Raw genomic sequence first — 22,288 nt, 5'->3', positions numbered from 1 at the left:
GGTTATGTGTCACCAAATTTGACAAACATTCGATAGAACTCAAACATAGCGATAAACCGGACAGTACTGCTACAGTAACCTCAGACGTACGATGGGGGGTAAACTCAGGGTGACGTGCTGACCGCACCGAGGTCATACGCGATTAGTACCTGCCCATCGGGGAGTTCGACCGCGACAGCAACGACTGCATTGGCCCCACCTGCAACCGTCGGGGGCGTCACTCTGTCTGAGGCTGGCTCAATGGCCACGAGGTACCCATCATCCGGTGGCGTCTCAGGGATAGTTGCCAACGGCGCGTCGATGTAGAACCCGAAGGTGAACAGCGCGAGCCTCTCGGTCGCCGTTGGAGTGAGATACACCGACTCGCCGGGGTCGAGTTGCTCGTTCACCGCGAGCGCGAACGCCCCCTGTTCGTTGTAGGAGGCTCCCGCCGTGTTCGCGGGCGTCCCGACGATTGCAACCCCCCCGACGACAAGAACGAGCCCAAGCAATAGCTTGCTCCACCGGCTATTGAGAACTCTCTTCCCGGCGGCGGGCACTGTGAGGACGCTATCGGTGTGTGTGTACGCTCCGTAGAGACAGACCGTGACTGTCCCGAGGACGGTCAGGACGACGAACGGGACGCCGTCTGTCACCGGTACCGATGGCTTCGCACTCGCCACCGGCGAGGTGCCGGCCAATCTGAACGAATACAGCAACAGGAGTGCCGCACCCGCAGCGACACCAGCCAGTGCCCCGAGTCGCCCGGTAAGCGCATCATCGAACAGACCAGCAACCAGCAACGCGCCGGGCACGAACGCTGGAAGCAGGTACCACCCGTGGTTTCCGGTCAGGACGAAAATACCGACGGTGCTGACGCCCCACCAGAGCAACCAGCCGTCGGTCGTAACGCGGCGATCGTCTCCGCGGTATACCCCGCACCAGATGCTCCAGATGACCGCCGGGAGCAGGAAATAGATCCACGGGTCGAACTGTGCGGGGAGTTCGCGGAAGTACGGAAAGCGTATGAACGCGAATGTCGTCTCGGACCCCGCCCCTGCGATGTCGCCCGTCGCCCGCGCAAGTACCTGCTCGCGGATCAACTCATCAACGAGCGTCTCCCCATAGCGGAGGTACGCGAGCAACACCCACGGCACCGCAATCGAGAGCGTGATACCGATGAGTTCGAGCGTCGCCTGCCAGTGCCGGACGAAGACGCGCCAGTGGACGAGGGTGAGCGGGAGAACAGCGATGACGAAACTCCCGGCGGCGAACCCCTTGATGAGTAGCGTGATGCCGGCTGCTGCCCCGACCGCCCAGAACGCAACCCGTGGACGGTGATGTGGACGGGATAGCTCATGGCTTTGCTCACTCGGCTCGAACCCACCGACCAATCGCCAAACCGTGAGGACGAACACCGTTCCGAAGAGGGTGTGAAGCGCGTCCGTCCCTCCGAAGCGGGCAGCGTTGTTCCCCGTCGCGACGAACGTCGTCGTCAGCCAGAGGCCACCAGCTATCGCCGCCCGTCTCCGTCCCAGCAACGAGCGCGTCCCGAGGTACAGCACCGGCGTGACGGCCGTCGCAGCGAGCGCTTGGGGGGGGCGCGCTGCGAACTCGGTCACCCCGAATACACCCATACTCAGTGTCATCAGCCACATCGACAGCGGTGGCTTCTCCAAGAACGGCTCGTAGACGATCTCACCGTTAGACGCAAGCCAGTAGAGGTGTGGAACGAGATAGTCCCCCCGTTCGAGCGCGTAGCGGGCTGCAGTCGCGTAAATCGCCTCGTCCCACCCTCGAAGGGGATACCCACCGAGCCCCGGGAGATACAGCAATAGCCTGAGCAGAGTGAGCCACGCGGCCGGTGAGCGGAGGCCAGCTCTGACCCACGTCAGCCCTCGACCTCCATGCACTCTTGAGAGACGACGTGCGACCGCTCCTTAAAAATCAGTCAAGGCCGGCGACCCGCAGCCTCGGCGTCTGCAAAGATGGTCGGGGATTGCGAGGTGGTGTCTTCGACGCCCGGCGACGGGCACTGAACAACTGTCCGAGCATCCGCACAGGGTCGGTCAGCCGGACTGTCGTTCCGGGCTGGTTGACCCATTCGACCGGGTGTTCGCTGACGGGTATCCCTGCGGCCGCCGCGATAGCCAACAGTTCGGTATCCCACTCGAATCCGGTGTTGCGAAGCGTCGGGCGAAGTTGCCACCAGACACTCGCATCCATCGCCTTCGCACCGCACTGTGGGTCGCGAGCGTCGATACCGACAAGTGCGTGGGCGAGTTGACGGTATCCACTGCTGAACACGCGACGATATCCAGTCCGGTTCTGTCTCTCGGCCTGTTGTGGTGGGTGGCGGTAGCCGATTGCCAGCGTGGGGCTGCTGCCACCGACCTGTTCAGCGAGGTTGGCGGCGGACTTGACGCTGGTACTCCCGTCGGCGTCGAGAAACAACAAGCGGTCGAAGGAGGTAGCGAGACGGTCGAACGCACCGGAAAGCGCCGCTCCCTTCCCCCTGTCGGTCAGGCGACGGTGAGACGGTAGCCCCGGCCTGTTCGAGCCGGCGAAGCTGCGGGTCGCCGTCTTGGATACCGTCGAACGGAACGTGTATTCGGTCGGGATCGAGGTGCGTATCGAGGGCCTCAATATACTCGCTCAGGCGGTCGATTGGTGGGCGTAGGCTGGCAGGACGATAGCGAGGTCTACATTGTCTGGCATCGGACTGTGAGGGGTGTAGACCCGGCGCGAGCCGGTGTGAGGTGGGTGGTCTGTGTCGGTACGTTCAGGCGAACAGTCCAGCGAGCACCCGCACGGCGGCGACGTTGCTGCCCCACTCTCCGATCATATAACGGATGTGTCGCCAGCCATCACGGAAACTCTCCAGTTTCGCGTCTCCGACACGCGGGTGGTAGGTGATGGGCACTTCCTCTACCGAGAGGTCTTCGCGGGCGGCACCGATCAGCATCTCCGAGGCGAACTCCATCCCGGTCGTCTGCGGGTCCATCGCATCGAGCGCCTCGCGGGTGAACACGCGAAACCCGGAGTGTGTGTCCGAGAACTCGGCGTCGAACAGCGTGTTCAGCATCCGCGTCAGCATCGGATTACCGACGTACTGGTGAAGCGGTGGCATCGCACCGGAAAGAATCTCGCCATCGAGGCGGGAGCCAATCACCATGTCAGCATCCGTCTCCTGCATCGTTCGGATGAGCTTCGGCAGCTCGGTGAAATCGTAGGTGGTGTCAGCATCGCCCATTGCGATGATGTCTCCGCGTGCTGTGTCGAACCCATCGAGATACGCCGCACCGTAGCCATTGCGTTCGGGTTCGGTGACGATCGCCCCATGATTGCGGGCGATGTTGGGCGTGCGGTCCGTCGAGGAGTCGGCCAGGATAATTTCGCTCGGGATATCGAGCTCCCGCAGTGCCGTGAAGACTGCCTGCAGCACCGCTTCGATGGCTTCCTCCTCGTTGAGCGTCGGAATAACGACCGACACGGTCGGGTCGATCGCAGACATGGGGCCGCAGAGCGTGAACTGACCGCCTTCCGATCCGTTGACACCCGCACTCGTGTCGCTCGTGTCGGGAACGGTCGGTGTCTCGGAAGTTGGGGTGGCCGCGTCGGTACCAGACGGGTATTCGGGGGTCTGCTGCTTCGACATACCCAAACAAAAACAGGGCGTCTGTATCTGGGGATGTTACCCTCAGCCTCACGCGGGGGTGTATGGTGAAAACCACCCGCTAAATGGAAGCTACTCAGACATCCGGGAGACAGAGGTGGACGACGGTTCCGTCACCGGGTGCTGACTCGAGCCAGATGGCTCCGTTGTGGTACTCAACGATGCGCTGACAGAGCGTCAGCCCCATCCCCGTTCCATTCTCATCGGTCCGACCAAGACGTTCGAACACGTCGAACGCGCGGTCGGCCACGCCGGCGTCCATCCCGATGCCGTTGTCCTCGACACGGATGTGGTGCCACGACACACTCCCGTCGAGTGCCACCGGCTCAGGTGGGTCGATGTTGGCGACGGGCTTGTCGGGCACGATGCTGATGCGGGGGTTCGCAGACTCGTTGTACTTCAGGCCGTTGTCGATGAGGTTCTGGAACAGTTGGATGAGGAGTCGCTCGTCGCCACTGACCGTCGGCAGTCCCTCGGTGGTGACCGTCGCTCCGATATCGTCGATCCGCACCGTAAGATTCAGTTCTGCCTTCTCCACGACCGCATCGATCGGGGTCGGTTCGAGGGCACCACCACGGGAATCTACCCGCGAATACTGGAGCAGTGCGTTGATCATCGACTGCATCCGTCCCGTCGCCCCGACGGCGTCTTCGATGAGCGTCTCCGCCTGTGCGTCGAAGGTTTGGCCCTCGTCGTAGAGATCATCGAGGAGGGTGAGGTAGTTGCTGACCGACCGGAGCGGCTCTTTCAGGTCGTGTGAGGCCGCGTACGCGAACTGCTCCAGTTCCTCGTTTGACCGTCGAAGTTGTTTGCGCGTCTCGCGAAGGTCGGCCTCGCGGTCTCGCCGCTCGAGTTCGAAACTGAGCCACTGCGTGAGGAGCTTCACGAACTGTAATTCCTCTTGGGTGAACGGCTCGTCGCGGGGCTCACGATGGGTGAAACAGAGCGTTCCGTAGACCTCGCCGTCGACTTCGACACGTCTACCAATATAACAGGAGAGTCCGAACTCCTCGTATGCAGGGTCGTCACGCCACGTTTCGTCGGCGTTGGTAACGCTGACCGAATCGACCGTCTGGACGGTCTTTCGACAGTACGTCTTCGAGAGTGGCTGTTGCTCTCGCGTGTCGAACTGCGGATCGCTACCTATTGAGGCGCTGATCTGGAAGCCACCGGTGTCGGGGTCGGCGCTGCTATCTATCGTCGAAAAGAACGCAGCCTCCATACCGGTTCGACGGCGACCGATTTCGAGTACTTCCCGTATCTTCTGCTCAAATCCTACGTCCTGTCTGGAGGTAATACTGAGCAGGTTGCGAACGGCGGTCTCTCGACGGGATTGGCTCGTGATGTCTCGGTACATCCACAAGTTCGCCTCGCCGTCGGGCAGCGTGTACGGGACGTAATCCCGCTCTAGCGTCCGCCCGTCAGCGAGTTCAAGCGGCTCTTTTGTGACTGGCTCACGCGTTTCGATAAGACTGTCCAGGCGAGTGAGGAACTGCTCCGGCGCATCGAACCGATGTTTGAGATCATCGGCAGCAGCTTGACAGTCCACGCCTGCGAGTGCCTCTCTGGAGACATCCATCTCAAATAGGTCCAGCAGGCGCTGGTTGACCGTGAGAATGTCCCTGTCTGGGTCCTCGACGAGCACCCCAGCCGGGAGATTATCGAGGACCGTCTGGAAAACGGTGTTCGTGCGCTTGAGCCGAGTTTCGCGCTCGACGCGGTCGAGTGCCGCCTCGACGTTCGCGGCGAGAATCTTGGTTGAGGCGACATCCGCCTCAGTGAACTCGTCGGGTTCGGTCGAACCAACGATAATAACTCCGTGGTCGCCAAGTGGAACGTACAGTTCACTCCGGACAGCCGTCTTCGGGTTCATCACGTCGTCGTCATTCGGGATGTCAGCGCGAAGATCGGCCTCGCCCGACTCGTACGCAGTCCACGCAACTCCGTCTCCAGGGCCGATAGCGGGCGGCTCACCGATGACGTCCTGAACGCGGTCGGACACTGACACTGGGACGAGTGCATCTTGGGTAGAATCGTAAAATTGAATTCTGTGTAGCGGGTGGCCAAGCACTTCTCGTACCGTCTCGCTGGCGCTGTCTGCAACCTCGGGTCGTGTCGCAGCGGTCATCAGTTCACGAGTCGCCTCGTGGAGACGCGTGAGTTGTCGCCGACGGGTCTGTAGTCGCTGTTCTCGCTCGACCCGTTCGCTGATGTCACGGTCGAGGGCGATGAGACGAGTTTCGCCCTCGATCTCCGTTTTGCTCACCCAGACTTCGATCGGATACTCGCTTCCGTCAGCACGACGGTGGCGTCCTCGCGTTTCCAGCGTCTCGCCGACCGACAGTTCCTCCCAGAGTGATTCGAGTTCATCGATTTCGAGTCTGACTTCGAACTCCTCGACGTTCATCCCTAAGAGCGTCTCGCGGTCGTATCCGAGTGTCGAGACCTGTCGCTCGTTTACGTCTAAAACTGCCCCCTCGTCGTCGTGAACGATGATATTGTCCGGCGATTGATCGAACAGGACACGGAGTCGGGACCGCTGGCTCTCGAGAGCCTGCTCGCGCCGTTTCTGTTCAGTGATGTCGCGGTTCGTACAGACCAACCCCCCGTCTTCGAGCGCAGAGAGAGTGATCTCCTGGTGAACCGCTGTTCCATCGCGCGCTTTGCCGACTGTTTCGCCGCGCCACTCGCCCTCACGTTCGAGTACCGGGAACACCTCTTGCTCGATTCGTTCGATCTCGTCGTCGGGATACAGCTGTCGCCAGGTCCCTCCCAGAAGCTCCGTCGAGTCGTATCCAAAGATGTCGGCGTGTGCCTCGTTCATATAGGTGTACTCACCGTCCGCATTCAAAATCGAGATGCCGTCCATCGACGCCTCCATCGCCGTTGCCTGGCGTTCCAACGCAGCCTGGCGTTCTGTGCGGTCGGTCGTATCGGTCGTAACGACGAGTGCCTGCCGCTCCGTCTCCGGGAGTTCGAGTGGTACGATGTCCGTGGTAACTGTCCGTGTGCGCCCATCGGCATCGATGAGTTCCTCGTCTTCGATTCGTTGCGGTTCGCCGGACTCGATTATCTTCATATCCGTCGCCCGAACGTCTCGGTCGCCGCTGCTCTGAGCCTGCTCCTCGTCGGTCGACCCTTCCAGTTCTTCGACCCGAACGCCGTGCGCGGCGGCTGCGGACTCGTTCGCAAGCGTATATCGCCCGTCACGATCTCTGACGACCACCTCCTGTGGGATCGTATCGAGGACGGCGCGGAGCGTCTCACGTGTCTGTGCTGCCTCCTGTTCGACTCGCCGGTTACAACACGCATCCGCGAGCTTCTGGTTCAGCGGCTCGAGTGCAGCAATCGTCCCTGGAGTGAGCGGTTCACTGTTCTTTACTATCACCAGCACCCCGAACCCGGGAAGGTCAAAAATGTAGTAATGTGCCGCCCCGTCACCTGCCGAAAGTGGCAGTTCCTCACGGAACGAGGCAGCATCGGTCGCATCGTCGTTGTCAAGGTGCCGTGTCGCGGCCTCGAACGTGTCGTTGTACGTCGGAGTAGCAGGAATCCCCTCGATCAGCCGGTACGAAACGTCTCCATCCTCCTCGTATCGCTCGAAGACACCGCCGGTCGAGCAGTTGAGCCGGCGGAGATACGACGAGAGTGCCGTCTGTGCAACCTCAGAGAGCGTTTCTCCGCGACCAATAGAGAGGGCAATCTCGTAGAGAACTTGGAGTTGCTCGGGAGAGGTCGGTGACGAGCCACTCATACGCTATCGACGACCCCGACGACCGCCGTCTTGTTATACAGTTCGAGAAACTCACGCCCGGAGTTGGCTATCTCTCCGATAGTGAGTGCTCCGACGAGTGGTGCGTCGCTACGGTCCGCGACGGTGGCGAGTTCCTGCTTGAACTCGGATTCGAGGTACAGCGCCCGCGAGATACAGTCGAAAAACAGCGTCGACCGGGGGCCACCGCCGGGAAGCTCGATTGCCCGGGCCGCATCCGCAGCCTCGCATGCCGCCTCAATGAGTGACGCCGGTTCGCCTTTCAGAACGTGGACGAAAGACCCCTGCGGCACATCGCCGAAACAGCGGAGCCCGCCTTCGGCTGTCGGCTCGAACGGATCTCGGACGATCTTCTCCGCGTCGAAGCGGCTCAATCCGAGCGGATAGGACTTGGCTACCTCAAAGAAGTTGTCGGCACCTATCTCGACACCGGCATCGGGTTCGACGACTTCGCGATACACGTCGTAGGCTGGTTCGTCACCGAGGAGAGTAACCACGTTCCCCTCGGCGTCGGTCACGCGGAACGGCCCGGCGAACTCCTGCCAGCCGTGTCGCACACCGACGTTCCCGTTCGCTTCCGTGGCGGCGATGAGTGCCCCGTCCTCGTGCCAGCCTTCATCGGTCAGCAGGCAGGGTTGTTGTTCCATCGAGAGTGACCCTGCGCCGCCACCGAGGACGTTCAGTTCGACGCCGTAGGTGTTGAAAAGGGCGCGGATGAGCACGTCCGTCCGGCTGGCAAACGCATCGACCAGCACGAACGCCGTTTTGAATCCTCGCGAGAGCAGGTCGGGGAGCTGGTCGGTGTAACCTCGCTCGGCATCGCTCAGTCCGGTGATATAGGTCACCTCGGGTACCTGGGATAAGCCGAGCAGAAGTGTCCCCTCCTCATGGGCGACACCGTCGACGATGAGTTGTGGGAAGATGCCGCCGAACAGTGCGAGATCAGTCTCGGTTCCGGCTGTGGCCAACTCCTCTCGATGCTTCGTGGTCGACGCTGCGACGAGTGCGAAGACTGCCGTGACGTTCTCCGTCTCCGCCAGCCCAGCGAGTGCCTCGTGTGTCGAGTCCCCTGTCGCGACGTATGTTCGTTCCATCGTTGTTAATTATATACCTAATCGGTCGGGCCATACTTGAGGTCACCGAGCTTTCGGGTTGGGGTTTCGTGTCAGTCCGACAGTGCCGTGGACTCGACACTCGCTCGACTGGGCTCCGACTGCTGAGACGTCGGAGTCTCGTCTAGCACCGCCCGGTACACGTCGAGGGTCTGCGCCGCGATTCGATCCCAATCGAACTGTGCGGCCCGCTGCTCGGGGCGCGTTGTCGCCGCAACTCCTGACAGCGACCGCGAGAGGGCTTGTGTGACCGCCGTCGTCGTCGGCCGAACGGCCAGCCCGGCGTCTCCGATAACTTCCGAGGCCGCACTTCGCGGGTGGTCGGCGCCGATGACCGTACACCCCGCCGCGAGCGCCTCAATGTACGTAATGCCGAACCCCTCGCGCTCGGAGGGCGAGCAGAACACGTCAGCAGCGTGCATGTGCCCCAGCACGTCTTCGTACTCCGGGAGGAACCCGAGGAAGTCGATACGTTCCCGGCAGGCCATCCCCGCTGCGAGCTGTTCGAGCGCCTCGCGCTCGGGGCCGTCACCGATGATACCCAGGCGGATGTCGGGGTTGATCTGTGCGGCGCGAGCGAACCCCTCGACAGTCACGTCCACGTTCTTTTCGGGAATGAGCCGGCCAGCGTACAGCACGTCGTAGCCGTCTGTGGCCGTTTCCACCGTTTGGACGCCCTCCACATCGATTCCGTTTGGAACGACGTGCGTCTGCTCGCGAGGGCGGCCCACCTGCTTCAGCCGCCGTGCGGTCAGTTCCGAGATAGCGATGGGATGTTGGTCGACCCGTGCGGTGTACCGTTCGACGAGCTTACCGAACGGGGAGAGTCGCCCGAGATACTCCTCCCAGTAGTCCAGCCAGACCTCGTGCCACGTCGTCACAAGTGGCGCGGCGTCCGCTCGGCCCGCCGCCTTGGCAACTGCTGCCCCGAGAACGGGAAAGTACGGGAAGATCGACGCATGGACGACGTCGTGGTCGCGGAACGCCCCACGGAGTGCGGGAATCGTTCGAACACCGAAATCGAGTGCTTCCGTAATCGAGCGCCGGTCGCCAGCGTACAGCTCCTTCCCCGGCGCAATAGCCTGATAGGTGACTCCCTCGCGCTCGATGCGCTTGGGGCCCTCCCAGTAGTGCCTGCTGTACTGGGTAACGGTATGCCCCTCCGCAGCGAGGCGGCGGGCGATTTCGTAGATACGTTTCTCCGCGCCGCCCGTCACGTCGGGATACACCACGTTGGAGACGAATGCAATGTCCATCTGAATCACTCCACGTACCCGAGCGCGCGCAGGCGGTGGGCCACATCGTCTTCTGCATCTTTCTCCGTCGTCCGCTCTGTTTCACTTCTCTCTGACCGTCCAGTATCGGTCGCAGTGGTGTAGCCGTCGGCGTCAATATGTCCGTTGAGAGCCCGCTTCAAACTGCACTGGATGCCGGCGTCGAACGTTCGCTCGCCAGTCTCTGTATCCACGTCGGCGTAGGCGACACCACCTCCCCGATAGCCAGCATACCGGTGGACACCGGCGTCCTCGCCCTCGCCGCGTGCCTGTGCGAACACGACACGGTCTGAGTCGGGCCTGTCTGCCGTCGCAACGAGTGACCGGCCGGGGCCTGCGTACTCGACGTCGAACACTTCCGCGATCGTCGGAGCAAGGTCAAGCGTGCTGACGGGCGCGCGAATCGTCTGCTGGGAGCGAACCCCTGCGCCGGTGGCGATGAGTGGGACGTGCGTGAGTTCCTGTGGCAGGAATCGCGGGTGTTCGTAGTAGCCACGCTCTCCGAACGCCTCGCCGTGGTCGGCGGTCAGCAGGATGAGCGTCTCGTCTCTGATGCCGAGTCGGGAGAGTTCATCCAGCAGACGGTCGACGTTGGCGTCCAGATACCTGATTTCGGCATCGTAGAGGTCGATGAGACGTTGCTGCTCGCGCTCGCTGAGCGAATCCGGCTCGGCAATCGCTCGTTTGTATAGTTGAGCCGCTTCGGCATCGGTGACGCGATCAGCGACGTACTTGCGACTGAACTCTGCCGGCGGCTCGTACGGGCCGTGGACATCCATGTAGTGTAACCAAGTGAACGTCGGCCGACCGCCATCGACGGCCTGTGACCGGAGGAACTCGATACCGCGGTCGGTAACCGTCTCGGCCCGCGCGTAGTGGCGATTACGGAGCTTGTCCACGGCTCGTTGTGCGAGCGCGGTCAGCCAGTGGCCGCCTACGAGCATGTCGTCGTCGAAGTGGTTGAACCCATCACCGAAGCCGAACCCTTCGGAGACGAACGGGTTGGAGTGGATACCAGCCGAGCGAGCCGTTGTGCCCTGTAACAGGTGGCCAATCGTCTGTGTATTCCGTCGGAAGCGGTCGGTGGTAGCGACGCTCGGGTACTGCCCGGAGAGGAGCGCAGGGACAGCCTCGCGGGTGTGTGAACTCGGGCTGTACGCCCGGCTGAACCTGATGCCGTCCGCCGCGAGCCGGTCGACGGTCGGGGATGTGTCACGGTGGTGGCCGTGACAGCCGAGATGGTCGGCACGTAGCGCGTCGATCGAGAGGAGGATGACGTGGTTCGGCTCGGTGGCGTCGAAGCCCGTCGTGGGAGACCCCTTGTGGCTGCGGTCTTCGGTCGTGCCGTGGACGGTCGACTCGGTGGTCTCGGCTGTCTGGTGGCTGTCGTTAGCAGTATCAGGTCCCGGGTGACTGCTCATACTTCCGACGACACACGCCACAGTTAACCGCCGGTGTAGAGCTGCGAGTAACACACGGGCGTAACCTACGTGTCACTGCCCGTCAGAAGGACTTCGGCCGTCTCGATACAGTTCATTGCGTCCGATTCAGAGACGGACTGTGGACTGAAGATGGCCTGCTCGTAGTCTCCGTGGAGTTGATCGAGTGTCGCAGGGAAGGTAGGTAGCTCAGCGGCGGTCGGTTCCCATGCTGTGAACAGTGCCGCGTGGCCCTGTATCTCCTCTTCGTGCACACACGCATCGGCGAGTGCCTGTACTGCGAGCGTCACGCTCTGGTCCGTCCGGCCATCGTCGAGTGCGGCTCTCGCCTTGGTGAGTCGCACGCGGGCGGGTTCGGAGGAGGAAGCCGCTCCGGCAGATGCCGTCTTCGTTCCGTCGTCAGTGTAGTGAGCCTTCCCTCGCACGACGCGGGGTCGGAGCGTCGCGGGATACGGAGACGACTCTGTAGTACGGTCTGTTTGGCCGAGGCGTCGATAGAGCGCTAGACCGACGAGTGCAAGCGTAACAAACCCGAACAAGCTGACGAGTAGGAACCACCACCACGGAGCAGTAGCCGTCTCTCCACCGGAGACGGCCTGGACAATCCGTGGCGATGTGGCGGGTCGCTGACCACCGTCTCTTCCCTCGACTCCTTCAGCGCCCTCCCCCGCCGGGGTGTCAGATACTGTCTCTCCGACGCTGCCGCTCCCGCCTGCCTCGATAGTTGCGTTCGTGCTCGCGTTCGCTTCCGTATCGACAGTCGTGTTAGCCGGGGCGCCCGGCGCCTCTGCCTGCTGAGTCGGGGCACTCTCTTGAACGACGACCGTTTCAGTTTGCGAGACGACGACAGGCTTTGAACAGCCGAACGCGCAGCACCAGACCGGATCCACGGCGGTCTTGATACCGCCGAACAGCCCCTCGCTTTCGTTGCTGGTTTCTGCATCTCTCCCGTCCGTCTCTGGCTGTGCGGACGACACCGCAGTCGAGGGGAACGCAGCCGCTCCAACCAGGAGGACGATGAGTGAAGTGGTGATGACTGGCTTACCCCACTTCGTAAGGCGCCGTCGCCACGTTGCGGCCGCTGCGCCATCCTCCGTGTCTACATCTTGTTGGGTCACGTGTTCGTTCCTCCGAGATTTCGTTTCAGGACGAGCCACAGGAGGTGAACCCCCGTCCGGCGTTCGAGGTGCTCGAGAGCCTGTATCTCGGCGTCGGAGAGATCACCGACGAGCAACAGGGAGCCGACCGCACTCAGTCCAATGGCGCCACCGGCGGCGACCAGTACGACGACGCTGACACCGCTTCCGGTCACGAGCCGAACCACGAGTGCCACTAGCACCGTTATAAACACGATGCCCGTCGTCGCCTTCGAGAACGGGTGGACGCCGACTGTCCGGTAGATGACAACCAGTTCGAGCGCGTTGTACGCGCCGTAGCCGACCGCTGTCCCGATGGCCGCGCCGACGATGCCGAAGCGTGGAATCGCCCACACGTTCACGATCACGTTGACGCCGACGCCGACGGCTGCCGTCCACAGCTCGACTCGGGGGCGGTCGACAGCCTTTATCAGATCACCGTCCAGTCCGGTGAGCGCCCGAAAGAACAGTCCGGCCGTGAGAACAGCCAGTGCGGGCGCAGCCGGAGCGTACGCCCCTCCGAACAGCAATTCCACGACCGACTCTGCGTAGCAAACAAAGAGGAGGGCAAGCGGGAGGGTAGCTGTCACGATCCACTTCGTCGAGGTAGTGAACAGTTGTCCGAGACTGTCGAGCTGTCCGTCACTGAACCGGCGGGTCGCCAGCGGGAGAAAGGCGAAGCTGAATGCAGAGAGCACGAACGTCGTTGACTGTCGGAGCGGCTGAATCGCCCGATAGAAGCCGACCTCGCTGGACGTCGCGAACAGACCGATCATCAACACGTCCAGCGTCGAAAGGAGCATAAACATCGACGCCGAGGCTGCGAGTGGCCACGCATGCCCCCACACCGTCCGCAGCGTGTCATCATCCGGGTATGCGACTAACGGTTCCGTGCGATTTCGCTGTCGGAACAGTAGATAGCCGAACCCGAACAGGAGGATACCGCTCGGGAACATCAGCCAGTAGGCGATGGCTCCGAGCAGACTCGCGCCGAGCGCAGCGGTGACGACCAGAACACCGATACCGAGAAGTCGGGGGGCGAAATCCCTGACCAGGACGGCTACTTTCGAGCCGGTATCGGCACGAATCGTTCCGAAGGCCACCTGCCCGAGTGGGTAGAGCAGGCCGAACGGAAGGAGCCACGGCAAGTACGTGGCGAGAGCGGGTTCGCCCAGCGCCTCGGCCAACGGACGACGGGTAATGTACCCGACCGTCACGAGCAATCCACCGATGGTGAGTGCAATGACGAGACCGCTGCTGACGACTGCTCCAGGGGCTTCACCCGACCGGGCGTTCAGCGTCCGGGCGATGGCGTCACCGATGCCGTTTCCGAGCAGCAACCCGAGTGCGTAAATGAGCGTATACGCAAGTGCGACAGTACCGTACACCTCCGGAGCGAGCGAGCGGGCGAGATACGTCTCGGCAGCCAGCGCGAGAGCGCTTCCGACGACGATACCGACGAGGATTGTCGAGGCACTCCCACCGAGCGAGCCAGACGAATCCTCTTTTGTGGTTGCACCCATTCAGGTGGGATTACTTCAGCGTGAGGCACTTGCATACCAACACCTCGAAGTTACGCGCTCGGGTGGGACTAGGGTCACCGGCATCAAATACTTATACGTGTTACCTCGAAGTAACAAAAAAGAGTTACCCTCAGGTTATGTGCTCACCAGTACTAACACCCAGCATCTACCGATAACGGACAGTCACAACAAGTCATGACCTCCGACCCGAATCAAAACCCAGCTGACTCCGTGGCGCTCGAACTACTCAGTACGAAGTGGAAACCACGGATCATCGTTCAGCTTCACGAAAACGAGCCCACGGGGTTCGGTGGGCTCAAAGGCCGGCTCGACGGAATCTCGAATAAGGTCCTCTCGAACAACGTCGACGATCTCATCGAGCGTGACGTGCTTCACAAGGAGGTGCTCCAGGAGTCTCCCCGCCGTGTCGAATACACACTAACCCCCGCCGGGGAGAATCTCTACGCACTCATCGACGCCACGGCGGACTGGGATGGTGAATACGTCGAGAGTCGGGGGCTGCCGCGGGTACTGATCGTTGACGACGATCCACGGCAGGTCGAGCTGCTCAGTTCTTGGCTCAGTGCTGAGTACGATGTCGTCACGGCAACTGATAGCAAAGCAGCCCGTGCTGCGCTCGACGAGAGTATCGACGTTGCGATCCTCGATCGACACCTGCCGGACACGACCGGGGAGAAGATCGTCGAAAACGCTCGACAGGCAGGGATATCCCCCCCGACAGGATTCTTGAGTTCGGCGGATGTGTCCGTATCGGCCACCGAACTCCCTGCCGACCTGTTGCTCAGCAAGCCGGCGACGCGCGAAAGAGTGCTCGAGGCCGTCAATACACTCTACCGAATGAATGAGCTGTCGGCGCTCGGGCGACGGGTCCGGGCTCGAGAGCATCGACTTCAGTTCGTCAGGGAGACACGCGGACCGGCCGTCGAGACAGCGCCGGCGTACGAGCGGGCAGACGCGACCCTCGAAGACCTGCAGGAGGAGTGGCAGAACGAACTCGAAGATCGGGATGCGTGGCGCTCACTGGAAGAGGCCGAGTCAATTGACGAGCTCCTTACCGACGCCAGTGGAATCACACACGAGTAGACCGCCGTGACGAACCGATCCACCACGAGCTCCGGCCCACAGTGCGGGGGACTCGCCTACGTCGAGGACAACGATGCTGACGCCATGATGATCGAGACGGCGGCTCAGCAGAGTGACTGCGTCTACGACCTAACCCGGTACAGCAGTATCGCAGGGTTTCTCGACCATCTCGATGCGGCGGGCACCGGTGAGACCGTGCGACCCGAGGCCGTGCTCCTCGATATCAACCTTCCGGACGGATCCGGATTCGAAGTTTTAAATATGATTCGACAGTCGTACTCACCCGAACAACTCCCCGTTGCTGTGTTCAGCGGGGGAGAGAGTAACGCTGATCTTCACCGATCGTACGACCTCGGAGCGAACCTCTATTTGAACAAGCCGATGGAGTTCCCTGAGTACCGCCGCCGGATTGCTGGTATTTGCGGGTTTTTCGCACGACTGACCCGGTCCCGCGAGGTGGGGTGACGTGTCGAAACGCACTGGTTGTTTATATATGTAGGTTATAAGAGTAATCATAATGACTCCGAGTACGAGACGCGTTCTGTTGGTCGAGGATAACGACAGCGACGCGCAGTTGTACGCGGCAATGTTACAGGAACTGCAGGCAGACACGGTCGACAATCCGACTGCGACTCCGACGGAAGTCGAGCGAGTCACATCGCTCGAGCCCGGGCTTGCAGAACTCACCGACCGGGAGCAGACCTACGATGCCGTCCTGTTGGACCTGAACCTTCCCGACTCGACGGGGCTGGAAACCGTCGACCGGGTCGTCGACGCCGACTCTGACGTCGCTATCGTCGTTCTCACCAGCGTCGGTGATCAACAGCTCGGTACTGAAGCCGTCGATAAGGGCGCACAGGACTTCTTGATCAAGGACCACGTCACGCCTCGAGTGCTGGCCAAAACTGTTACTTATGCGCAGACACGGAAGGCCCAAACGAAACAGATCGAGCGGCAGCGAAACGAGCTGAGCGTCCTCAACTGGCTCATCCGCCACGAAATCCGAAATGACGCCTCGATCATCCTTGGTTGGGCGAGTGCGCTGGAGGCGGACTCTCCGAGCGAACAGCGCTCACTCGACCGTATCGAAGACGCCAGCAATCACATTGTGACCCTTACCGAGTCCGTCGGAGAGCTAATCAGCACACTCGAAGACGAGCGAACAGAACTCGACGTCGTTCAACTTGGCGCGGTATTGGACGCCGAAGTCACTCACTTCAGAGAAAACTACGAATCGGCGTCCGTCTCGCTCACTGGCGATGCATCAGACGCGTCGGTGAAAGCCAACCAGTTCCTCGGAACAGTGCTACGGAACGTCCTGCTGAACGCTGTCGATCACAACGACACCAATACTCCGAGCATCGAGATCGACGTTCACCACTCAACCGCTGGTGATACCGATGCCGAAACGACAACGATTGAGGGCGATGCCGAGCAGGAGTACGTATGGGTCGACATCGCCGATAACGGCCCAGGAATCCCTGCTGAGACGAAAGCAAGCGTGATAGAGAAAGCGTATTCGGGCGATGCAGACGGAACAGGCATCGGCTTATATCTTGTAAACAAGTTTATGCAACAGTACGACGGTGAGATTCGAATCGAGGACAACTCGCCCCGTGGGACGGTCGTCAGGCTCGGATTTGTCCCGGCAGTCAGAGCATAATGATGTACTATACGGATGTTCACAACCGACTTGATATACTGCTACTGTTGGACGGATATGTTGAACGGAGTATATCACAAAGTGAGTGTAAGACAGAGAGTGTAGACAGCCCATTGACGTTACATCGGCTCCGACTAACGGGTTAGTCACTTAACAGACAACTCGTTATATGTAACCACTCAGGGCTGGTCGAATTGATGTCGATACGTATTGACATCCTCCCCGCACTAAAGCACGAGGATTCCCACGGCACCGCGCCGCTGAGTTGGGATATTGTGGTTTACGACGTTACCTGTTCTTGAGGCGCGAACGCGCCAGTTTCATTGTCAAACAGGAACGTCGATGGCTGTGCCAACCAGCCGTTACTCCTATTCACCGACAGATTCGGTGAACTCGGAGATACTTTCTGTCGAATGTTTTCGGCTCCGTTCACGTCTGCGTTCGCCGTCGTCCCGCACTCGTCACAGACGTACAATCCACGCTCGACACGGTTTGCCCCACGCTTGCGACCACAGCACGAACACGACTTCGACGTGCCGCGCTCAGACACTTCCTCGACAGTGATTCCTTCCATCTCGGCTTTGTAGGTGAGCAGTTTCGTGAAGCGGTCGAACGCCCACGAGTGCAAGTCGAGATTGCCGTGCTTGCCCCAGTTCTTCGCCTCACGGATGCCCGAGAGATCACCGATCACAATCGTTCCTACACCCCCCTCTACACACCGCTGAACGATGTGTTTCGAGAGGGTGTGGAAGTAGTGCGTGCGCCGACTCGATTTCTTCTGATTCAACCGTGTAGCCTGCTCAGAGTTTGAATCGTCACAGCGAGCGAGTCGCTTGCTGAAGTAGTAGTCGTCCTGCTTCAGACAGTTCAGCGGGTACAGCTCGCTGTGACCGTCTTCGTAGGCGAGTGCGGCGAAGTTGTTGATGCCGAGATCGATACCGACGGTTTGTTCGTCAGGTGGCCCAGATACATCAATCTCAACCTTACAGACGAAGCGAAGTTCCCACTCATCGCCTGTCCAAACTACCTTCACTTGTTGGACGTTCTCCACAGTGGAGAGGTCAACGTCAGGTCGTGTTTGGAATTTACAGAGGATGAAATCCGACCAATACTCTTTGAGGTTCGACCCTTGGGAGAGCCGGACGCGGTTGTACTGAGTGTCGAGTTTGAAGCCGGCAGATTTGAACGTGACCGTCGAACGCGGGTGTTCGTCGCCGTGTTTGCGGTAGCCGGGCGGGTTCGCTCTCGTGTCTCCGTTTTGCAGTTTTCCGTACCAGCCGTTGAACGCCTCAGCGAGTTCTTGAAGGACTCGCTGACTTGACTGCGAGTGCAGGTCATCGTAGCGTTCGTGGCTCTTCAGGTACGCGGTGAGTTCGGTGTGAGTTGGAATGTGACCGATTTCGTCCCAAATCCGGCTGCATGTCCACCGTCCAACGTTCCAGAGTTTCGAGGCTGCGAACCCGAGGGCGTCAAGGTCGTCTTGTACCTGTGACTGGTTCCGAATGGAAGCAGTATAGGTGCGTGTGACGACCTGTTTCGCCATACGTAACCTATGTAGACAAACTAACTTGAAGGTTCGGGGCGGAGTAGCGAGGAATATCCAGCCGTCCCATCGAACCGTGGATTAGAGAAGAGTTGTCGGATTCATCCCCGCGCTGAAGCGCGAGGCTTTCTCCTTGATTCTCCGTAAAGACACCACGTGACAGAATTCTGATCTTCATCTGTGGATGTGGTATTATTATGACTGGTTGTGAAGTTGGAGTATGACTCGTGGAATGAATATCCGCGTTCTCCACGTTGACGATGAGCCAGCCCTCGCTGAGTTGACTGCGGAATTTCTGAAACGGGAGGACGATTGCTTCACCGTCAAGACCGTGAGGAGTGCCAGTGAGGGATTAGAGCATCTCTCTCACGACGACTTCGACTGTGTAATCTCTGATTACGATATGCCTGGCCAGAACGGGATCGAATTTCTCAAATCCGTCCGCAAGAAGTACCCTGACCTGCCATTTCTTCTGTTCACTGGCCAAGGTTCCGAAGAGATCGCCGGTGAAGCCATCTCTGCGGGCGTGACGGACTATCTGCAAAAAAAGAGTGGGACCGACCAGTACGCCGTATTGGCGAACCGACTGCGAAACGCCGTCCAGCGACATCGTGCAGAGAAGGAACGCAAGCGCCAGCGTGACGCCATCGAAACGGCACAGGAAGGCATCAGCATCCTCAGTGAGGACGGCGAGTACATCTACGTCAATCAGGCGTACGCGGATATATACGGACACGAACCCAGTGAGATAAACGGGAAAAACTGGGAGCTGACATGTCCCGACGGCGAGACAGCAATCGCACAGGATGTGATTATGCCGACGGTCGCTGCGGACGGCTACTGGAGCGGTGAAACAATCGGCCTCCGGGCTGACGGAACGACCTTTCGCGAAGACCACACCGTTGCACAGACCGACACCGGTGAGCTGATCTGTTCAGTCCGGGATCGTTCCGCGGAACAGGAACAGGAAGTCGAACTCGACCGATTTCGAACGGTCGTCGAGACGCTCAACGACCCGGTCTACGTTCTCGACGAGACGGGAGCGTTCGAATACGTGAACGACGCGTTCGTCGAGATGATCGGATACGACCGTGAGACGGTCGTCGGAGCGTCACCGGCACTCATCAAATCGCCGGAGGCTGTCGACCGTTCCGAAACCAACCTCGGGCGGATTCTCTCGTCGGACGGCCCCGACAGCGTGCAGTTCGAGATCGAGGTTCAGCCAAAGCGGGGTGAGCCGATCGTCTGTGAGGATCATATGGGCGTCCTCCCGTACGACGGGGAGTCTTTCGAGGGGTCCGTCGGGATTCTGCGTGATGTTACCGAGCGGAAGGAGCGGGAAGCGATGCTTCGACGGTACAAGTATTCGTACGAGTCGGCGCTCAGCGGCATCGCAATAACGGATCTCGACGGCGAACTGATCGATGTGAACCCTGCGTTCCTCGATCTATGGAGGTATGAAAATAAAGACGACGTGATCGGACGTCCAGCCACAGAGCTGTGGAAGGATCCCGAGCAAGCGCGGTCCGTGCTGGAGACGGTCACGGAACGGGGGCGTCGGGAGGACGAACTCGAAGCCCTTCGGGCGGACGGGTCAACGTTCTACGCCCGCGGGGTGAACAGCCACCTGACGGACGGCGACGGGACCCCGATCGGAGTGGTAGCATCCTTCTTCGACATCACTGACCGCAAAGAACGGGAAGCCGAGCTCAAACGGACGAATACCGTTCTCCGAACGATCGCCGAAACGCTGCCGATGGGCGTACTCGTCGAAGACGCGGAAGGCGAGGTGCTCGTGGCAAACGACCAGTTAGGGGACACGCTCGGCGTCCCGATGGACAGCGAGGAACTCGTCGGACGCGACTGCGCCGCGGCGGCTGAAGAACTCGCGGATCTGTTCGTCGGTTCAGAGGGGTTCATGCGATCGATTGCCGACCGAATCGAACGGCGAGAGCCGGTTCAAAACGAGGAACTTCCACTCGCAGACGGTCGCGTGATCGAACGCGATTACGTGCCGTACACCCTGCCCGAGGGGGAGGCACACTTGTGGCTATATCGTGATGTAACAGAACGCAAGCAGCGAAAGCAGGAACTTGACCGGAGCCGTCAGTTCCTGCGAGATACACAAGAAGTCGCACATATCGGTGGATGGAAACTTGATTTGCAGTCTGAGTCGCTGTGGTGGTCGGACGAGGTGTATCGGATCCACGGACTGTCACCGGATGCTGATGTGAGAATTGAAGACGCCATCGAGTTCTATCATTCCGACGATAGAGACACGATTCGGGAGGCTGTCGACCGTCTAACATCCGATGGCGAACCGTATGACGTGGAATTGCGGATCGTCACAGTCGACGACGACGTGCGCTGGGTTCGCGCGCTCGGAGAGCCGGCATATGAGGATGATGAACTCATCGCCGTTCAAGGGACGTTTCAAGACATCACCGAGCGCAAGGAGCGCGAGCAGGAGCTTCGAATGGTCCGCGAACGGTTCGAGCGGTTCGCGAGCAACGTTGAGGACGCGTTTTTCCTGTTGCCGACCGACTACTCCGAAACCGAGTACGTGAATCCGGCAGTGGAAACGATCTACGGGATCACCCCGGAAGAGGCATACGACGACCCGACGGCATGGCTCCGACACGTCCATCCCGACGACAAGGACGAGTTACTTGCGGAGATGGAAGCCCAGCAGGACGAAACGTCCGACTGGCCACGCGAACAAGAGTTCCGTATCGACCATCCCGACCGTGGTGTGCGGTGGGTGCAGGCACGCCTCGACGTGATTACAGACGAGAACGGCGACCCGTCGCAGCTCGCCGGTGTTTCAACCGACATTACCGAACAAATAAAACACGAACAGCAACTGGAACACAAAACTGAGGAAATGGAGCAATTGGCGAGGAAATACGAAACCCAGTATCGAACGCTGTTCGAGGAGGCCCCGGTAATGACGATTCTTACTCGCTCCGAGGACGGCCAACCGATCATCGATGACTGTAACAGCCAGTTCGCCGAGACCCTTGGATACGATGCGGATACGATAATCGACAGTGAACTCGCGGAGTTCTACACGCCCGAATATGCTGAAAGACTGCAATCGGAGGGGTACAGCCAGGCACTTAACGGACAGTTTACCAGAGAGAGACGCGAGCTACTGACTATCGATGGGGAGGTCATCGAAGCGCTTCTGCGTGCGGTTCCGCGCCGGACAGCCAACGGAGAGGTCATCGGAACGGTAGCGATGTATATCGACATCAGCGAACGTGAGTCGGTCAAGCGTGCAAACGAGCGGCTCGAAGAGTTCACGAGTGTTGTCTCACACGATCTCCGAAACCCGCTGAACGTCGCCACCGGGCGGCTCGAACTGGCAGCCGAAGAGTGTGACAGCGCTCACCTCGGCGATCTCGAAGGGGCGCTCAACCGAATTGAGACGCTGATTGATGAGCTCCTAACGCTAGCCCGGGAAGGGAAAGCAGTAACCGACGCTCAGCCAGTCCATCTCGCTATGATAGCCGACGAGTGCTGGGAGAACGTTGAGACGAATCAGGCAAAACTGATTTCTACTATCGATCGAGATGTTCAGGCAGACAGAAGCCGCCTCAAACAGGTCTTTGAGAACCTGTTTCGGAATGCCGTTGAACACGGCCGGGAAGATGTGACTGTGACGATTGGAGAACTAGACGACGGGTTCTACATTGAGGACGATGGTCCGGGGATTCCATCCGACGAGCGCGACGCTGTCTTCGAGGCCGGCTACTCGCGGTCGACGAATAGTACAGGGTTCGGACTGAGCATCGTCAAGCAGATCGCCACTGCTCACGATTGGCAGATTCGCATTGTTGACGGAACAGACAGCGGAACACGGTTTGAGATAACAAGCGTTGAACTTATAGACAAGTGATATTTATTAAAATGTTAATTTTTAGTCATATTCTCGACTGAAACAGCCGGTCGATGAAAACTACGAAAGAAACGCAGTCACGGTACGGATTTTGATCACGAGTGTACTCATAGGGATTATCGTAGAATTTCATAGAGTTCAGTGTGGGGACTGTTACACGCGAACT

The 22,288-nt window shown here is 60.0% G+C and carries 14 protein-coding genes; 4 read left to right on the top strand and 10 right to left on the bottom strand.

Translation table 11 applies throughout. The features are described 5' to 3' along the window. Nucleotides 1–104 precede the first annotated feature (104 nt). The 9 genes from EXE50_RS09700 to EXE50_RS09660 form a co-directional block, all read right to left on the bottom strand. On the bottom strand, nt 105–1,892 hold the full coding sequence (locus tag EXE50_RS09700) for a glycosyltransferase family 39 protein (RefSeq protein ID WP_137704947.1): 1,788 nt from the start codon (nt 1,890–1,892) through the stop codon (nt 105–107). 34 nt (nt 1,893–1,926) lie between these two features. Continuing rightward, complete coding sequence (locus EXE50_RS09695) at nt 1,927–2,625, bottom strand: hypothetical protein (RefSeq protein WP_137704946.1); 699 nt, start codon at nt 2,623–2,625, stop codon at nt 1,927–1,929. Between the two features lie 136 nt (nt 2,626–2,761). Further along, nucleotides 2,762–3,637, bottom strand: coding sequence for a glycosyltransferase family 2 protein (locus tag EXE50_RS09690; RefSeq protein ID WP_241982663.1), 876 nt, complete (start codon nt 3,635–3,637; stop codon nt 2,762–2,764). 94 nt (nt 3,638–3,731) lie between these two features. Continuing rightward, nucleotides 3,732–7,409 (bottom strand): PAS domain S-box protein, encoded by a 3,678-nt coding sequence (locus tag EXE50_RS09685; RefSeq protein ID WP_137704945.1) that lies wholly within the window; start codon nt 7,407–7,409, stop codon nt 3,732–3,734. Next, nucleotides 7,406–8,521, bottom strand: coding sequence for an FIST signal transduction protein (locus EXE50_RS09680; protein ID WP_137704944.1), 1,116 nt, complete (start codon nt 8,519–8,521; stop codon nt 7,406–7,408). The genes EXE50_RS09685 and EXE50_RS09680 overlap by 4 nt, the downstream gene beginning before the upstream one ends. A 71-nt stretch (nt 8,522–8,592) precedes the next feature. Beyond that, the gene (locus EXE50_RS09675; RefSeq protein WP_137704943.1) at nt 8,593–9,795 is read right to left on the bottom strand and encodes a glycosyltransferase family 4 protein; all 1,203 of its coding nucleotides are present in this window, start codon (nt 9,793–9,795) and stop codon (nt 8,593–8,595) included. Between the two features lie 5 nt (nt 9,796–9,800). After that, a complete protein-coding gene (locus EXE50_RS09670) occupies nt 9,801–11,234 on the bottom strand; it encodes a sulfatase (protein WP_137704942.1) in 1,434 nt (477 codons plus the stop codon). Between the two features lie 65 nt (nt 11,235–11,299). Continuing rightward, nucleotides 11,300–12,370 carry a hypothetical protein gene (locus EXE50_RS09665; RefSeq protein WP_137704941.1) on the bottom strand — a complete coding sequence of 357 codons (1,071 nt, stop codon included), beginning with the start codon at nt 12,368–12,370 and terminating at the stop codon, nt 11,300–11,302. Beyond that, on the bottom strand, nt 12,367–13,911 hold the full coding sequence (locus EXE50_RS09660) for a lipopolysaccharide biosynthesis protein (protein ID WP_137704940.1): 1,545 nt from the start codon (nt 13,909–13,911) through the stop codon (nt 12,367–12,369). Before EXE50_RS09660 ends, EXE50_RS09665 begins: the two co-directional genes overlap by 4 nt. A 195-nt stretch (nt 13,912–14,106) precedes the next feature. On the opposite strand from EXE50_RS09660, the gene EXE50_RS09655 reads away from it, so the two are divergent. The 3 genes from EXE50_RS09655 (at nt 14,107) to EXE50_RS09645 (ending at nt 16,678) form a co-directional block, all read left to right on the top strand. Then, the gene (locus EXE50_RS09655; protein WP_137704939.1) at nt 14,107–15,015 is read left to right on the top strand and encodes a winged helix-turn-helix transcriptional regulator; all 909 of its coding nucleotides are present in this window, start codon (nt 14,107–14,109) and stop codon (nt 15,013–15,015) included. Between the two features lie 6 nt (nt 15,016–15,021). Continuing rightward, nucleotides 15,022–15,480: a response regulator gene (locus EXE50_RS09650; protein ID WP_137704938.1), complete on the top strand. Its 459-nt coding sequence runs from the start codon at nt 15,022–15,024 to the stop codon at nt 15,478–15,480. A gap of 79 nt (nt 15,481–15,559) precedes the next feature. Beyond that, nucleotides 15,560–16,678: a hybrid sensor histidine kinase/response regulator gene (locus EXE50_RS09645; protein WP_206750612.1), complete on the top strand. Its 1,119-nt coding sequence runs from the start codon at nt 15,560–15,562 to the stop codon at nt 16,676–16,678. Between the two features lie 280 nt (nt 16,679–16,958). On the opposite strand, the gene EXE50_RS09640 is transcribed toward EXE50_RS09645, so the two are convergent. After that, the gene (locus tag EXE50_RS09640) at nt 16,959–18,221 is read right to left on the bottom strand and encodes an RNA-guided endonuclease TnpB family protein (protein WP_137704936.1); all 1,263 of its coding nucleotides are present in this window, start codon (nt 18,219–18,221) and stop codon (nt 16,959–16,961) included. 220 nt (nt 18,222–18,441) lie between these two features. On the opposite strand from EXE50_RS09640, the gene EXE50_RS17450 reads away from it, so the two are divergent. After that, entirely contained in the window at nt 18,442–22,122 is a 3,681-nt protein-coding gene (locus tag EXE50_RS17450; protein WP_199241425.1) for a PAS domain S-box protein, read from the top strand. The last annotated feature ends 166 nt before the right edge of the window (nt 22,123–22,288 follow it).

This window comes from Halorubrum sp. ARQ200, assembly GCF_005435115.1.
Taxonomy (GTDB): Archaea; Halobacteriota; Halobacteria; order Halobacteriales; family Haloferacaceae; genus Halorubrum; species Halorubrum tropicale.
Note: the sequence above shows the minus strand (reverse complement) of the source record. Positions and strands in the feature narration are given on the sequence as shown.

Coding starts and splice junctions, on each gene's coding strand:
- EXE50_RS09690 (WP_241982663.1), bottom strand. CDS start 3,637: ATGTCGAAGCAGCAGACCCCCGAATACCCGTCTGGTACCGACGCGGCC.
- EXE50_RS09685 (WP_137704945.1), bottom strand. CDS start 7,409: ATGAGTGGCTCGTCACCGACCTCTCCCGAGCAACTCCAAGTTCTCTAC.
- EXE50_RS09680 (WP_137704944.1), bottom strand. CDS start 8,521: ATGGAACGAACATACGTCGCGACAGGGGACTCGACACACGAGGCACTC.
- EXE50_RS09675 (WP_137704943.1), bottom strand. CDS start 9,795: ATGGACATTGCATTCGTCTCCAACGTGGTGTATCCCGACGTGACGGGC.
- EXE50_RS09670 (WP_137704942.1), bottom strand. CDS start 11,234: ATGAGCAGTCACCCGGGACCTGATACTGCTAACGACAGCCACCAGACA.
- EXE50_RS09660 (WP_137704940.1), bottom strand. CDS start 13,911: ATGGGTGCAACCACAAAAGAGGATTCGTCTGGCTCGCTCGGTGGGAGT.
- EXE50_RS09655 (WP_137704939.1), top strand. CDS start 14,107: ATGACCTCCGACCCGAATCAAAACCCAGCTGACTCCGTGGCGCTCGAA.
- EXE50_RS09640 (WP_137704936.1), bottom strand. CDS start 18,221: ATGGCGAAACAGGTCGTCACACGCACCTATACTGCTTCCATTCGGAAC.
- EXE50_RS17450 (WP_199241425.1), top strand. CDS start 18,442: ATGACTCGTGGAATGAATATCCGCGTTCTCCACGTTGACGATGAGCCA.